General features: G+C 68.3%; 11 protein-coding genes. 8 read left to right on the top strand and 3 right to left on the bottom strand.

Going from position 1 to position 13,964, the window contains the following annotated elements; genetic code table 11:
- Nucleotides 1-105: 105 nt before the first annotated feature.
- Nucleotides 106-1,191, top strand: a complete 1,086-nt coding sequence (locus ABD798_RS32680) for a J domain-containing protein (RefSeq protein WP_344883797.1) — start codon at nucleotides 106-108, stop codon at nucleotides 1,189-1,191.
- An 83-nt stretch (nucleotides 1,192-1,274) separates the two neighbouring features.
- Here the strand turns inward: ABD798_RS32680 and ABD798_RS32675 are convergent, their stop codons facing one another.
- Nucleotides 1,275-2,915 (bottom strand): exo-alpha-sialidase, encoded by a 1,641-nt coding sequence (locus ABD798_RS32675; protein WP_344883794.1) that lies wholly within the window; start codon nucleotides 2,913-2,915, stop codon nucleotides 1,275-1,277.
- 163 nt (nucleotides 2,916-3,078) lie between these two features.
- Nucleotides 3,079-3,756, bottom strand: a complete 678-nt coding sequence (locus ABD798_RS32670; protein WP_344883791.1) for a FadR/GntR family transcriptional regulator — start codon at nucleotides 3,754-3,756, stop codon at nucleotides 3,079-3,081.
- 87 nt (nucleotides 3,757-3,843) lie between these two features.
- Here ABD798_RS32670 and ABD798_RS32665 point away from each other — a divergent pair, with 87 nt between their 5' ends.
- The 7 genes from ABD798_RS32665 to ABD798_RS32635 all read left to right on the top strand — a co-directional run bounded on the left by ABD798_RS32665 (nucleotide 3,844) and on the right by ABD798_RS32635 (nucleotide 12,536).
- Entirely contained in the window at nucleotides 3,844-5,277 is a 1,434-nt protein-coding gene (locus tag ABD798_RS32665; RefSeq protein WP_344883788.1) for an MFS transporter, read from the top strand.
- Entirely contained in the window at nucleotides 5,274-6,209 is a 936-nt protein-coding gene (locus ABD798_RS32660) for a dihydrodipicolinate synthase family protein (RefSeq protein WP_344883785.1), read from the top strand. Before ABD798_RS32665 ends, ABD798_RS32660 begins: the two co-directional genes overlap by 4 nt.
- A gap of 2 nt (nucleotides 6,210-6,211) precedes the next feature.
- Nucleotides 6,212-7,336: a sialidase family protein gene (locus tag ABD798_RS32655; protein ID WP_344883782.1), complete on the top strand. Its 1,125-nt coding sequence runs from the start codon at nucleotides 6,212-6,214 to the stop codon at nucleotides 7,334-7,336.
- Nucleotides 7,333-8,628 carry an ABC transporter substrate-binding protein gene (locus ABD798_RS32650; RefSeq protein ID WP_344883779.1) on the top strand — a complete coding sequence of 432 codons (1,296 nt, stop codon included), beginning with the start codon at nucleotides 7,333-7,335 and terminating at the stop codon, nucleotides 8,626-8,628. Before ABD798_RS32655 ends, ABD798_RS32650 begins: the two co-directional genes overlap by 4 nt.
- A complete protein-coding gene (locus ABD798_RS32645; RefSeq protein WP_344883776.1) occupies nucleotides 8,625-9,494 on the top strand; it encodes a carbohydrate ABC transporter permease in 870 nt (289 codons plus the stop codon). The genes ABD798_RS32650 and ABD798_RS32645 overlap by 4 nt, the downstream gene beginning before the upstream one ends.
- On the top strand, nucleotides 9,491-10,327 hold the full coding sequence (locus ABD798_RS32640; protein ID WP_344883772.1) for a carbohydrate ABC transporter permease: 837 nt from the start codon (nucleotides 9,491-9,493) through the stop codon (nucleotides 10,325-10,327). Before ABD798_RS32645 ends, ABD798_RS32640 begins: the two co-directional genes overlap by 4 nt.
- 244 nt (nucleotides 10,328-10,571) lie before the next feature.
- Nucleotides 10,572-12,536: a beta-galactosidase gene (locus tag ABD798_RS32635; protein ID WP_344883769.1), complete on the top strand. Its 1,965-nt coding sequence runs from the start codon at nucleotides 10,572-10,574 to the stop codon at nucleotides 12,534-12,536.
- A 197-nt stretch (nucleotides 12,537-12,733) separates the two neighbouring features.
- Here ABD798_RS32635 and ABD798_RS32630 read toward each other — a convergent pair whose 3' ends face one another.
- Nucleotides 12,734-13,939 (bottom strand): MFS transporter, encoded by a 1,206-nt coding sequence (locus tag ABD798_RS32630; RefSeq protein WP_344883766.1) that lies wholly within the window; start codon nucleotides 13,937-13,939, stop codon nucleotides 12,734-12,736.
- Nucleotides 13,940-13,964 lie beyond the last annotated feature (25 nt).

Genomic DNA, 13,964 nt, shown 5'->3' with positions numbered 1-13,964 from the left:
GATCACTCGGGTGGAGCCCCTGGACGGCCCTACGCTCGGACGGGGTGATCATCACCGAGAGCGACCACATAGGGTGTTCACGCAAGCACAGGAGGTAGGCGCAACGTGGGCGTGGTCGACTACTACGAGCTGCTCGGCGTGTCCAGGAACGCCACGGCCTCGGAGATCAAGACCGCCTACCGTTCGCTCGCCAAGGTGATGCACCCCGACGCCGGGGGCACCGCGGGCACGTTCCGGATGCTGCGCGAGGCCTACGAGGTGCTCGGCGACCCGGCGCAGCGCGCGAGCTACGACCGTGGTGGCACTTCTGCGACGGGCGGCGGAACGGCCACGCGGACCCGCCCGGCGCGCAAACGCGACTTCGGCACCGACCCGAACTACGAGCCGCCGTCCACGCTGCTCGACCCCGAGGACATCGCCTGGTGGGACGAGGTCGACCCGGAGGCGCGCGTCCGCTTCCTGCCGGTGACCAGCCCCGGGCACGCGCCCGCCGTGACCGCGCTCAGCGGCTTCACGTTGCTGCTGCTCCCGGTGCTGGTGGTGGACCTTTCGCCGCTGCTGCTGACGATGTGGCTGGTCACGGTGCTCGGCACGACCATGGCGATGCTGCGCCTGGCGCGCCGGTACGTGGCCTCCGGCCGGGCCGACCGCGACTTCGCCGCCCAGATCGGCGGGCGGCGCGTGTTCGGCGCGCCCGGCTCCGAGCGCGACCAGCTCGCCGAGCGCCTCACCGCCGAACTGCTCGGCGACTACCTGACGCGACTGCCCGGCGCGCGGATCTTCCACGGCCTGTCGCTGCCCGGTTCGGTGTTCGCCGACATCGACCACGCCGTGCTGTGCGGACGTCGCCTCGTGCTCATCGAGTCCAAGCTGTGGCTGCCCGGGCACTACGAGGCCGATGACGAGGGTTCCTTGTGGCGCAACGGGAACCCGTTCCGCGGCGGCACCGTGTCACTGCCTCGCGCCGTCGCCGCGTTCCACCGCCTCATGCCCGGCGTCGAGGTGCGCGGCGCCGTGCTGATCTACCCCAGCCGCCGCGGAGAGGTCACCGTCGGCGAAGCCCCGGAGGTCCCCGCCCCGCCCATGACGCCCGAGGACTTCGTGCACGACATCGGTTCCTGGCTCGCGGAGGACCCTTCGGCGGTCAACCGCAAGGCCCTCCGCACCGTCCTGGACCGCGTCGTCTCCTGACCCCGGCCACCCGTTGGTGGTACGTACCCAATGTGGCATTTGTTTCGCCAGACGTAACAACTGCCACATTGGGTACAACCACGTCAGGAGGTGATCTTGTCTAGGGGGAGGTGGAGTGCGGCGGCCTCGGGGAGGGGGTCGTTGGTGGTGCGGAGGCGGTGGAGTTCGTCGGCGGAGAGGGCTCTGCGGTGGACGCGGACCTCGTCCAGGTCGCCGCGGAAGCGTTGGGTGCCGTCGAGGCGTTGTCCGATGTGGACGCCGCTGATGCCGAACTCGCGGCCGGCGGTGATGGAGCCTGCGGGGGCGAGAGCCGACGCCACGCGGTGGCCGTCGACGATCATGACGAGCTGGCCGGAAACGCGTTGCAGCGCAAGGTGATGCCACTGGTCTTCGTTGTAGGCGCTCGTTGAGGAGATGGTGACCGTGCCCTGCTCCGCGCCGAGGAAGGCCCGGATGCGCTTGTCGTCGGGCTCGGCGCGCAGCCACAACCCGGGTGTCGGGCCTTCGCCCTGGCGGTAGGCCCAGAGGATCGTGCGGGCACCGGACGGCGAGCCGTAGCGGAACCACGTGGAGACCGTGAAGTCGGAAGCGCCGAGGTCCACCGACCGCGAGTACGGGAACTCGACGTACTCGGTGCCGTCAAAGTGCAGGGCCCCGCCGAAGCGTCCGTCCACAATGGACGCGGAGCCTCGAACGTAGGCCTTGTTGCCTGAGTGGTCGGGAGTGGTGGGGCCGGGCGCGACGGGGCCGGGGATGCCGGGCGGGGTGCCGTTGGGCTTGGCCAGGTAGGAGTCGGTGAAGCGGGCGAAGCGGATCGACTCGTAGGCGCTGGCCTTCCCGCCCTCGTAGAGCAGGCCGGTGTGACCGCGCCCGAGGACCACCATGTCGGAGTAAGCCGCAGGCCCCCAGTGAACGATCTTCCCGGCGCCCCAGGTCCTCCCGTTGTCGTGGCTCGACCGCACGGCCATCGCCTCGCGGGACACGGGGTGCGCGGGCGCGGAGAACAGCAGCCGCGAGCCGTGGCGGATCGTCGCGCCCTGGATGACCGGTGCCACCAGGCGAGGGTCTGTCGCAAATGGACGGTCGAAGGTGCGACCGCCGTCAGAGGACGTGGCGAAGGCGCGGTGTCCCGGATCGGAGCCGTACTGATCGCGGGCGGCGACGAGGATGCGGCCGTCGGGCAGCTCGACCGGACTCATCTCCTGCGGCTTCACCGTGTTCGTGAGCCGGTCGTCGACGGCGCCGATCCGCCACGTCGTTCCGCCGTCATCGCTGAGCAGCAGATGTCCTCCCTGGAGAACACTTTCCTGGCCCTCGTGGTTGCCGCCGACGACCATGCGACCGCTGGCGAGCTGGATGCCGTGCGAGGGACCCGTTGCGTACCAGTAGTTCCACTCGGGACGCGTGGCCTGCGCGGCGATGTTCTTCGGCGTGGTCCACGAAATGCCGTCGTCGGTGCTGTACTGGACGTACGGCGTGCGCTTGTTGTCGTTGTCGCCGGGGTTGTGCGTGCTGAGCAGCACGACTCGCCCGGTTCTGCGGTCCACAACGGGCGCGGGGTTGCCGATCGTGTCGGCGCCCATGTCGGCGACGAGCTTGACCGGCCCCCACGTCCTGCCGTTGTCCGTGGAGCGGCGCACCACCAGGTCGATGTCACCGTCGTCGCCGCAATCGCGAACACGGCCCTCGGCGAAGGCGAGCAGGCCTCCGTCGCGCGCCTTCACGATCGCAGGGATGCGGAAGCAGCTGTAGCCCCCGGTTCCCTTGGCGTACAAGGTTTGCTGGTCGAACTCGGGTGCGGCTGTCGCAGGGACCGCGCCCGCCGTGAGCAGTACCAAAGAAGTACATATCGAAACCAGCTGCTGCACTGCTCCTCCTCAGGGCGTGCTACTCCCTCTTGGCGACCCTCGTCATCAGGCTCGCCACTCGGTTCTCGATGTCCGCGAAGTGCTCGGCCATGGCGGCGCGCGCGGCGGCGGGGTCGCCGGTGCGCAGTGCGGCCACGATCTCGCCGTGGCCGTGGGTGATCTCGGAAGCGGCCTTGCGCGGCGGCTCCAACTCCGCTTCCAGGCGGTGGTACACGGTCCAGAACAGCGCAATCAGCTGGAGCGCGAAGTCGTTGCCCACCGGGCGGTACAGCGCCTGGTGGAACCGCTCGTCGGCGTCGCGCTCCCCCGACTCCATGGCCTCGGTCAGCCCGTCCAGCCCGGCCAGGAACTCCTCGTCGGCCAGCGGGACGACCTTGCCGATGAGGTCGACCTCCAGGATGCGCCGGATCTCCACGAGGTCGGCCAGCACCGAAGCGTCCTTGCCGAGGGACTGGCGCGCCTGGAACAGCAGCCCGGGGGTGAACGCGGTCATCGGCGCTGCCCCGACGAAGGTGCCGTAGCCGTGCCGGATGTCCACGATTCCCAAGGTGTGCAGGGCACGCAGCGCCTCGCGGACGGAGTTGCGGCTCGCGCCCAACTCGTCCATCAGCGCCGGTTCGGTCGGCATCGACTCCCCCGGCGCGAGTCCTCGCTCCAGGATGAGGTCGACGATGCGGTCCTGAAGTCGCGGTGCCACCACTGCCCCCTTGCCAGCCACGCGAGCGCCGCGTAGCTTCCCTGGACATCCTACGTCCTACGTCGGATGTTGACCAGGAGGCTTTCAATGGCCCGTTGGCACTCACAGCTCACCCGGAAGGACTGGAAGGCGTTCGCCGCCGCGTGGCTCGGCTACGCGTTGGACGGCTTCGACTTCGTGCTCATGGGCCTCGTGCTGACCGAGGTCGCGGCGGAATTCGACCTGGACACCGTCACCGCGACGACCCTGGTGTCGGCCGCGTTCATCTCCCGCTGGTTCGGCGGGCTCGTCCTAGGCGCGATCGGCGATCGCCACGGCCGCAAGCACGCCATGGTGCTGAGCATCGTCCTGTACTCCGTCGGCACCTTCGCCTGCGGCCTTGCCTGGGGTTACTGGCCGTTGTTCGTCGCGCGGCTGATCGTCGGCATCGGCATGGCCGGCGAGTACAGCGCGAGCGCGACCTACGTGATCGAGAGCTGGCCGCGAGCTCTGCGCAACCGGGCCAGCGGCTTCCTGATCTCCGGCTTCTCCGTCGGCGGAGTCGTTGCCGCGCAGGCGTACCGCTTCATCGTGCCGGAATTCGGCTGGCGCGCGTTGTTCCTGGTGGGGCTGCTGCCGATCCTGCTCGCCTTGTGGCTGCGGCGGAGCCTGCCCGAGGCCGCCGACTGGGAGCACTCCACCAAGGAACGGTCCTTTGTGGACGTTCTGTACACCGGCAGGCGCGCGGCCGGGAACATCGCGCTGACCATCGTCGTGAGCCTGGCGCTGTTCGCGCTGTTCACCTCCGTGCCCGCGGGCTTCTTCTGGCCACTGGTGGTGGTCGCGGCGGCCGGGCTGATCGTCTTCGCCGCGCAGTTCGCCGGGAAGCGCACGCCCATGATGCTCACGCTGATGGTGGTGGTGTTCTGCGCGTTCCTGTACTCGTGGCCGATCCAGGCGCTGCTGCCGACCTACCTCAAGACCGAACTGGGCTACGACCCCGCGCAGGTCGCGAACGTGCTGTTCTTCGCGGGCTTCGGCACGATGTTCGGTTGCTGGTTGGCCGGGTTCGTCGGGGACTGGCTCGGTACGCGGCGCGCCTACAGCCTCACCCTGCTGGCATCACTGCTGTTCGTGCTTCCGGTGTTCGCACTGGGTGGGAACCAGTTGCTGCTGCTGGGAATCCTGCTGTTCTGCCAGCAAGCGCTCGCGCAGGGGATCTCCGGCATTCTGCCCAAGCTCGTCGCCGGGTACTTCGACACCCAGCAGCGCGCGGCCGGTCTGGGCTTCACCTACAACGTCGGCGCGCTCGGCGGAGCTGTCGCGCCGGTGCTCGGCGCGGCCATCGCGCAGCAGACCGGGCTCGCGACGGCGTTGGGCGGCCTGACCTTCGGTCTCACGCTCGTGGTGATCGTGCTCGTCGCGATCGACGCGCCCGCGCGGGTGCAGCGCCTGTTCCACAAGGACGACCTCGTGGTCGACCGCACGGTGGCCGCCGACCAGGTGGCACCGGAGCTTCGCAGCGAAACGGAGAAGCAATGACCAGCCTCCCCACCTCCGGCGTCATCCCGCCCCTGTGCACACCGCTGACCCCGGAGGGCGAGATCGACAAGGTCTCGCTGGAGCGCCTCACCCGGCACCTGCTCGACGCCGGCGTGCACGGGCTGTTCGTCACCGGCTCCACCGGCGAGGTCGGTTACCTCACCGACCTGCACCGCAACCGCGTCCTGGAGATCGTCGCGGGCGTGTCCGCCGGACAGGTCCCGGTGCTGGCCGGGATCATCGACACCGCGACGCCCCGCGTGATCGAGCAGGCCAGGGCGGCGAAGGCGCACGGGGCTGACGTGCTCGTCGCCACGGCGCCCTTTTACGTGCCAACCGATCCGACCGAGTTCCGGGGGCACTTCCGCGCGATCCGCGCCGCCGTCGACCTGCCGTTGGTCGCATACGACATCCCCAGCTCGGTGCACAGCAAACTGCCCGCCGAGGTCATCGCCGACCTCGCGGCGGAGGGCGTGCTGGACGGCCTCAAGGACAGCAGCGGCGACCTGAACGGCCTGCACTCCGTACTGGACCTGGTGCGCGGCACAGGTTTCCCGGTATTCTCCGGCTCCGAAACGCTGGCCGATGTGAGCCTGCGGTGCGGCGCGAGCGGCCTGGTCCCCGGTATCGGCAACGTCGACCCGCACGGCTACGTCCGGCTCTACAACGCTGCTCGGCGCGGCGAATGGGATGTGGCGCAACGGGAACAGGACCGGCTGCGTCGCCTGTTCAAGCTCGTCAACGTCGGTGACCGCGCGCGGATGGGCGGTTACTCGTCGGCGATCGGCGCGTTCAAGGAAGCGTTGGTCGCGCTCGGCGTGATCGACAACGGCACCACCAGTATCCCGATGATCCAGCTCAACTCCGAGGAGCGCGCCGCCGTGCGCCCCTATCTCGTGGAAGCCGCCCTGCTCCCCAACGGTGAGGAGTGACCGTGAAGATCGCGCTGATCGCATCTGTCCTTTTAGGACTGACGCCCGCGCCTGCTGACGCTGTTGTCTTCCAGTCCGGGACCGAGGGCTATCACACCTTCCGCATCCCGGCGATCATCAAGGCACGCGACGGAGCGCTGCTCGCGTTCGCTGAGGCGCGCAAGGCCAGCGCGAGCGACACCGGCGACATCGACCTCGTCATGAAGCGCTCGACGAACGACGGCAAGAGCTGGGGCGAGCTCCAGGTGGTCGGTGACAACGGCCCCAACACCTTCGGCAATCCCGCGCCGGTCGTGGATCGCCGGACGGGTCGGATCGTGTTGCTCAGCACGCACAACGCCGGGCACGTGCACGAGTCGGACATCCGCAAGGGCACGGTGAAGCCTGAGGAGAGCCGTCGCGTTTTCGTGCAGCACAGCGACGACAACGGTCGGACCTGGAGCAGGGCTCGCGATATCACTCCGCAGGCCAAGCAGGGTGATTGGCGTTGGTACGCAACCGGTCCTGGGCATGCGATCAGTCTCCGCAGCGGTCGGCTCGTCGTTGCGGCGAACCACTCCTCCGCTCCGCCGAGCGGGAGCAGCGACCTCGGGACCGAGGCGAAGTACTACGACGCGCACCTGCTATACAGCGATGACGGCGGCAGGAACTGGCGCATTGGCGCGAAGGACGTCAACCACGACGGCGTGGTGAACGGCAACGAGAGCACCGCCGCTGAGCTGCCGGACGGGCGCGTCTACGTCAACACCCGCGACCAGAACGGCACGTCGGAGGGTACTCGCGCCGCCGCGTACAGCACCGACGGCGGCCGGAGCTTCATCGCGCCCTTCGCTCCTGTTCCTGCCTTGATTGCGCCGGTCGTGCAGGGATCTGTTCTGCAAGTCCACAGTGGACCGTTGCTTTTCTCCGCACCGGGAAATCCTGCCGTGCGGGAGAAGATGACCGTGCGCGCGAGCACGGACGGCGGTAGGACTTGGCCGAAGTCCGTGGAGATCTCCACTGCGAAGGCGGCTTACTCCGATCTCGTGCAGGCCGGTGACCGCGTCGGCCTGCTCTACGAAACCGGTTCGGCCGGACCTTACGAGCGGATTGTCTTCCGTGCCATACGGATCGGGAGCCTGGGATGACCGGACTCTCGCGTCGCTCAGCGTTGCGCGGCGCCTTGGCCCTCGGCCTGCTCGCGGGGTGTTCGAAGCCTGGCGGGCCCGCTCGGCGAACTCCGGTTCCGGGTCCGGCGAAGCTGACGTTCTGGGCGTGGGTGCCCGGGATCGAGAAGTGCGTGGCCCTGTGGAACTCCGAGAATCCTGACGTGCAGGTGACCCTTGTGCGCGTTCCGGCGGCGCGCAGCGGGGCTTATCCGAAGTTCTACGCCTCGCTCGAAGCCGGGCAGCAGCCCGATCTGATGCAGGCCGAGTTCTCCGAGATGCCCGCGATGATGATGTACGGCGGCCTCGAAGAGCTGACGCAGCACGGCGGTGACCAGTACCGATCGCTGTTCACGGACTGGATCTGGCAGCAGGGCGCGTACGGCGGTGGCGTGTACGCGATCCCCCAGGCCTCGGGTCCGGTCGCGATGTACTACCGGCGGGACCTGTTCGACAAGTGGGGCATCGCGCCGCCTCGAACGTGGGCCGATTACGCGCGGACGGCGGAAGCGGTGCGCTCGCACGATGCCTACCTCGGCACGTATCCGCCGAACAACGGCCAGTACCAGGCGGCGATGGCGTGGCAAGCGGGAGCGAAGTGGTTCGGCACCAAGGATCAGCGGTGGACTGTGGACATCGACAGCTCACCCAGCCGCCGAGTGCTGGACTTCTGGCAGCCGTTGGTGCGCGAACGCCTGGTGAAGACCATCCCGGACAGCGGAACTGCTTGGTACAAGGACCTTTCCGACGGCAAGAGCGTCACGTGGATGAGCGCGCACTGGGCTGACGGCGTATTGCGCGGCGGTGTTCCTGGTGGCAATGGCAAATGGGGTGTCGCGCCGATGCCGCAGTGGGACGGGCCTTTCGCGGCGTCGAACCTCGGCGGATCGAGCACCTGTGTCGTGCGGGGAACGGCGTATCCCAAAGAAGCCATGCGTTTCGCGGTGTGGCTCAACACGAATCCGCGCAGCGTCGCGCTTCTTCTCGCGGGCGGATACGGGTGGCCGGCGTTGCGCGACACGGACAGTGTTCCCGAGCTGCACGCTCCGAGCCCGTACTACGGCGGGCAGTCCATCGCGAAGGTCTTCGGCGAGGCCAACGCGGGCGTTGACACGGCTTGGAAATGGGCACCGATCACCACGCAGACCTTGCAGGTCCTCACCGACCAGCTCGGAGCGGCGGTCAACGGCGCCTTCGCGTTGCGCGACGCCCTACCGACCACACAGCGCAGAACCGTTCGCGCCATGGAGAAGAAGGGACTCCCGCTGGGATGAGAAACCGACTCGCCGTCGCGGGCTTCCTCGCGCCGTTCCTCGTGCTCTTCTCCGCATTCTTCCTCGTCCCGATCGGCTACTCGATCTATCGCAGCATGACGCTCGTCGAGCGGACCGGGCCGTTGGGTTTCGGCGGCGCCGAACAGGTCTTCGGCGGGCTCACGAACTACCTCTGGGCGTTGCAGGAGCCCGGATTCCTTGCCGGGCTCGGCAGAATTCTGTTGTTCGGCGCTGTCCAGGTTCCCGTGATGATCGCGGCCGCGACCGTGCTCGCGCTGCTGCTCGACTCGGCTTCGGCGCGGTGGAAGGGATTCTTCCGCGCCACGTACTTCCTGCCCTACGGCATTCCAGGCGTGCTCGCGTCGATCCTGTGGGGATTCCTGTACATGCCGGGGGTGAGCCCGTTCTCCGAGCTGCTCGGCGTGGAGATCGACTTCCTCGGACAGGACACCGTGCTCTGGTCGATCGCGAACATCGTCACGTGGTCGTTCGCGGGCTACAACATGCTTGTGATCACCGCGCAGCTCAACGCGATCGACCCGAGCCTGTACGAGTCGGCTCGCATGGACGGCGCGAACGCGTGGCAGCTCGCGTGGCACGTGAAGCTCCCGCTGATCCGGCCCGCGCTCGTGCTCACCACGGTGTTCAGCATCATCGGCACGCTCCAGCTGTTCGCGGAACCCATGGTGCTCAAGGAACTCTCGACCGCGATCGACGCGCGCTACACGCCGAACCTCAGCGCGTACTCCGAAGCGTTCGTCAACAACGACTACGGCTTGGCCGCCGCTCAAGCCGTCCTGTTGGCGCTCACCGCGTTCGTGCTGTCCTTCGGTTTCCTCAAGCTCGTCGGCAGGAGGGCGCCGTGAAGACCACCACGAAGATCACGGTCACCGCAGTGCTGTGCGTCGCCGCGCTGTACTTCCTGATCCCGGTGTACTGGCTGGTGATCGCGTCCACCAAGGACACTGGCGGGCTTTACAGCTCCTCCGGCTGGTGGTTGTTCAACCCGCAGCTGATCGACAACCTGGCACGCGTGTTCACCTACAACGACGGGATCTTCCTGCGGTGGGTGGGAAACACGCTGCTCTACGCGGGCGTCGGCGCGACGCTGTCCACATGGGTCGCGGCCGCGTGCGGCTACGCGCTGGCGAAGTTTCGCTTCCGTGGCCGGGAAACCGTGTTCAACCTGGTGCTCGGCGGAGTGCTCGTGCCGTTCACCGCGCTCGCGCTGCCGTTGTACCTGCTGTTCAGTCAGCTCGGGTTGGCCAACACGGTGTTCGCCGTGCTGTTGCCGTGCTTGGTGAGCCCGTTCGGCGTGTACCTGTGCCGCATCTACGCGGACGCCGCAGTGCCCGACGAGCTGTTGGAGGCTGGGCGGCTCGACGGCGCGAGCGAGGCGCGGATCTTCCACACGGTGGTGCTGCGGATGATGGCGCCCGCATTGGTGACGACGTTCCTGTTCGAGTTCGTCGGCATCTGGAACAACTACTTCCTGCCGTTGGTGATGCTGTCGGACACGTCGCTGTACCCGTTGACGCTCGGCCTGTCGCTGTGGCAGTCCACTTCGGACAGAGAGCCCGTGCTGACGCAGCTGACGATCGGTGGCGCACTGGTGTCCGTGGTGCCCTTGATGATCGCGATGGTGTTCCTGCAACGGTTCTGGCGCGGCGGCCTCACCGAGGGCTCCGTCAAGGGCTAGGCCGCCTTCGCTTAAGCCCTGAACGACCCGTTTAGGTACTTGAACGCACTAAACGACCCGTTCAGCGCGCTCAACGCACCAAACGGGTCGTTCAGGGAGTTCAGCGCACCAAACGAGGCGTTGGCGGGGCGGAGTGCCGGGGTTGGCGGAGGGGTCTGCGGTGGTTGGAGACGGTTGCGGGTGAGGTTCGTAGTACTTGAAGACCGGTGAACCCGTTGCGGAGCGGATGAGGAGAGAGATGGGGATGGGTGTGCAGGGGATCGCGTTCGGTGGGGATTACAACCCGGAGCAGTGGCCGCGCGAGGTGTGGGCGGAGGACATGCGGCTGATGCGCGGCGCGTCGGTGTCGATGGTGTCGGTCGGCATCTTCTCGTGGGCGCAGGTGGAGCCACGCGACGGCGAGTACACCTTCGACTGGTTCGACGAGGTCATGGACAACCTGTCCCGCAACGGGATCGCGGCCTCGCTGGCGACGATGACCGCGTCTCCCCCACCGTGGCTGACCCGCAAGCACCCGGAGATCCTGCCGGTGCTGGCCGACGGGACGCGGATGTGGCCGGGCGGCAGGCAGGCGTACTGCCCGTCGAGCTCGGAGTACCGCTCGTACGCGACGCGGCTCGTCCGCCTGATCGCGGAGCGCTACCGCGACCACCCAGCTCTTTCCTTGTGGCACATCGGAAACGAGTACGGATGTGACACACCTGCTTGCTACTGCGATGTTTCCGCCGCGGCGTTCCGCACGTGGCTGCGCGCGCGGTACGGCGACGTGGAGGCGCTCAACGAGGCGTGGTCGACGAAGTTCTGGTCGCAGCGCTACGACGACTTCGCCGAAGTTCTGCCGCCGCGGACGGTTCCCGCGTTCAACAACCCCAGCCAGCAGCTGGACTTCGCGCGCTTCTCCTCCGACGAGATCCTGGGCTGTCTGCTCGCGGAGAAGGAGATCGTCCGCGAGCTGACCCCGAACGTGCCGATCACCACGAACTTCGCGGGCTACTCGCACGCGCTGGACCTGCGGCGGTGGGCGGAGGAGCTGGACGTGGTCAGCTACGACTCCTACCCCGAACCGTTCGACCCCCGCGCGCACGTCGAAGCCGGGCTCACCTACGACATGTATCGCGGCGCGCGCGGCGGCCAGCCGTGGTTGTTGATGGAGCAGGCTCCCGGCGCGGTGAACTGGCGGGAGCGCAACGCTGCCAAGGAACCCGGGCAGATGCGGCTGTGGAGCTGGCAGGCGGTGGCCCAGGGCGCCGACGCGATCATGTACTTCCAGTGGCGGCAGTCCCGTGGTGGGGCCGAGAAGTTCCACTCCGCGATGGTGCCGCACGCCGGGCCGGACTCCGACCAGCACCGCGACATCGTGGCGCTCGGCGCGGAGTTGGCCTCGCTGCCGGAGATCGCGGGCACGCGCCCGTCCAACGACGTCGCGATCGTGCTGGACTGGGCGAGCTGGCGGGCGCTCGAACTCGACGCGCACCCGTCGAGCGATGTACGGCAAGCGGATGCTTTGCTCGCGCACTACTCCCCGCTGTTCGAGGCCAACATCGCGTGCGACGTGGTGAGCCCGGCCGACGACCTCAGCGGCTACCGGCTCGTTGTCGTGCCGAACCTCTACCTCGTCAGCGAGGAGAACGCTTCTCGGCTGACGGAGTACGTCCGCGCTGGCGGGCACCTGCTGATGTCGTTCTTCTCCGGCATCGTCGACGAGGCTGACCGCGTGCACCTCGGCGGCTATCCCGCGCCGTTCCGCGAGCTGCTGGGCCTGCGCGTCGACGAGTTCCGCCCGTTGGACGCGGGCCAGGTGGTCGACGTGGAGCTGCTCGGCGAGACGGGTGGCGCGACGTTGTGGTCGGAGCGGATCACCACTGAGGGTGCGGAGGTCCTGGGCCGCTTCGCCGACGGCAGCCCGGCGCTGACCAGGTCGGAGTTCGGTTCCGGCGTCGCGTGGTATCTCGGCACGCGCCCCGGTCCTTCGCTGCTGCAAGCGCTCACCGCGCACGTGGCGGCGCGTGCGGGCGTCGAACCCGTGCTGGCCGGGCTCCCGCGCGGTGTGCAGGCGGCGCGGCGCGGTGACTTTCTGTTTCTGCTCAACCACAACGCGCATCCGTCCACTGTGGACCTGGACAGCCCGCTGACCGACGTGCTGGCCGGTGAGAGCGTTCCGACCAAGCGCGTCACCCTCCGAGAGCGAGGTGTCGCCGTGCTGCGGTGACGGGTTCATCAGTCTTCAAGACCGGCAAACCCCCGCGCGGAGCGTCGTCAACCGCCACAAACCGGGCGAAGGTATGTCGTCGTTAGCGACCGCTGGCGCGGGGGTTCGGTGTACTTGAAGACTGGCAAACCTCGGTTCGCGAGGTTGTGCGCGCGAGGCGCGAGCACTGGTCACCGACGCGGTGTCCGTGCTCACGCTCAACCTGCCGTGCTGAGCCTGCGGACTTCAGGTGAGAACAACGCGCCCACGGTGGCCAGGACGGTCAGGCCCGCGCAGCACACCAGCACCGCGCCGTGGCCGAAGCTCTGCGCCATCGGGCCAACGAACAGCAACGCCAGCGGTGCCAGGGTGAGCTGGCCGAACAGGTCGTAGGACGCGACCCGGGACAACGCCTCGCCCGGCACTTCGCGCTGCATCGTGGTCTGCCACAGCACTCCGAAGCCGCTCGTGGCCAAGCCGCACACGAACATCGACACCACGATCAGCCACACCGGAGCGGCCACGCCGAGCAGCGCGACGGGAACGGGGTAGGCGAGGGTGAGCAGCACCGCGACCAAGAGTGGCCGTCGAGGCCGCAAGCGCTTGGCGTACACCGATCCCACGAGCACTCCGGCCGACTGGCACGCGATCACCACCGCCCACACCGCCGCTCCGCCGAGCCCGTTCTCCGCCGCCATCGGGCCGAGGACCCCGGTCACCGAGATGATCACAGCGGTGGTCACGGTCATTTGCAGCACCACCGCCCACAGCCACTGGCGCGAGGAGAACTCCCGCCAGCCCTCGCGCAGGTCCGCCCAGCCGCTGTTCGTCGTCACCCGCACCTGGGACGGCAACCGCATCGCCCACACCAGGATCGCGCTGACCAGGAAGGACACCGCGTTGAGGGCGAGCGCCCAGCCGGGGCCGACCAGGGTCACCACCACTCCGGAGAGGCCCAAGCCGACCAGCAGCGACATGCTGACCGCGCTCTGCAACGCCGCGTTCGCCTGCTGGAGCCTGCCCGGTGGCACCAGCTCGGGGACCAGTCCGGACAGCGCGGGCAGGAACAGCGGCACGGCCAGCCCGGCGAGCACCGCGAGCGCGGCCAGCACCGGCACGCTCGCCTGCCCGGTGAGCAGCAGGACCGCCATCGCGCCGTAGGCCAGCAGTCCGAGCACGTCCGCGAAGATCATCAGACGGCTGCGCGAGGTACGGTCCGCGATCACCCCGCCGAGCAGGACGAACAGCAACGACGGCAGCGCCTGGCAGGCGAGCACCAGTGAGAGGTCCGTCGCCGTCGCCCCAGGCAGGCCGAGCACCGCGAACGCCATGGCCACGCGGGCGAAGCCGGTTCCCAGAACGGAGATCGCGCGGGCCGCGAAGAGCAGGGCGAACGGTCGGTTGTGCAGCAGGGCAACTTCCACCCCGCTCAACGTAAAGCCCTTACGG

It is taken from the genome of Allokutzneria multivorans, from assembly GCF_039537405.1.
Lineage (GTDB): Bacteria > Actinomycetota > Actinomycetes > Mycobacteriales > Pseudonocardiaceae > Allokutzneria > Allokutzneria multivorans.
This window is presented reverse-complemented; position numbering and strand designations above follow the sequence as displayed.

Bases quoted from the DNA above. Each gene is read 5' to 3' on its own strand.
- ABD798_RS32660 (WP_344883785.1), top strand. From the start codon at position 5,274: ATGACCAGCCTCCCCACCTCCGGCGTCATCCCGCCCCTGTGCACACCG.
- ABD798_RS32650 (WP_344883779.1), top strand. From the start codon at position 7,333: ATGACCGGACTCTCGCGTCGCTCAGCGTTGCGCGGCGCCTTGGCCCTC.
- ABD798_RS32645 (WP_344883776.1), top strand. From the start codon at position 8,625: ATGAGAAACCGACTCGCCGTCGCGGGCTTCCTCGCGCCGTTCCTCGTG.
- ABD798_RS32665 (WP_344883788.1), top strand. From the start codon at position 3,844: ATGGCCCGTTGGCACTCACAGCTCACCCGGAAGGACTGGAAGGCGTTC.
- ABD798_RS32635 (WP_344883769.1), top strand. From the start codon at position 10,572: ATGGGTGTGCAGGGGATCGCGTTCGGTGGGGATTACAACCCGGAGCAG.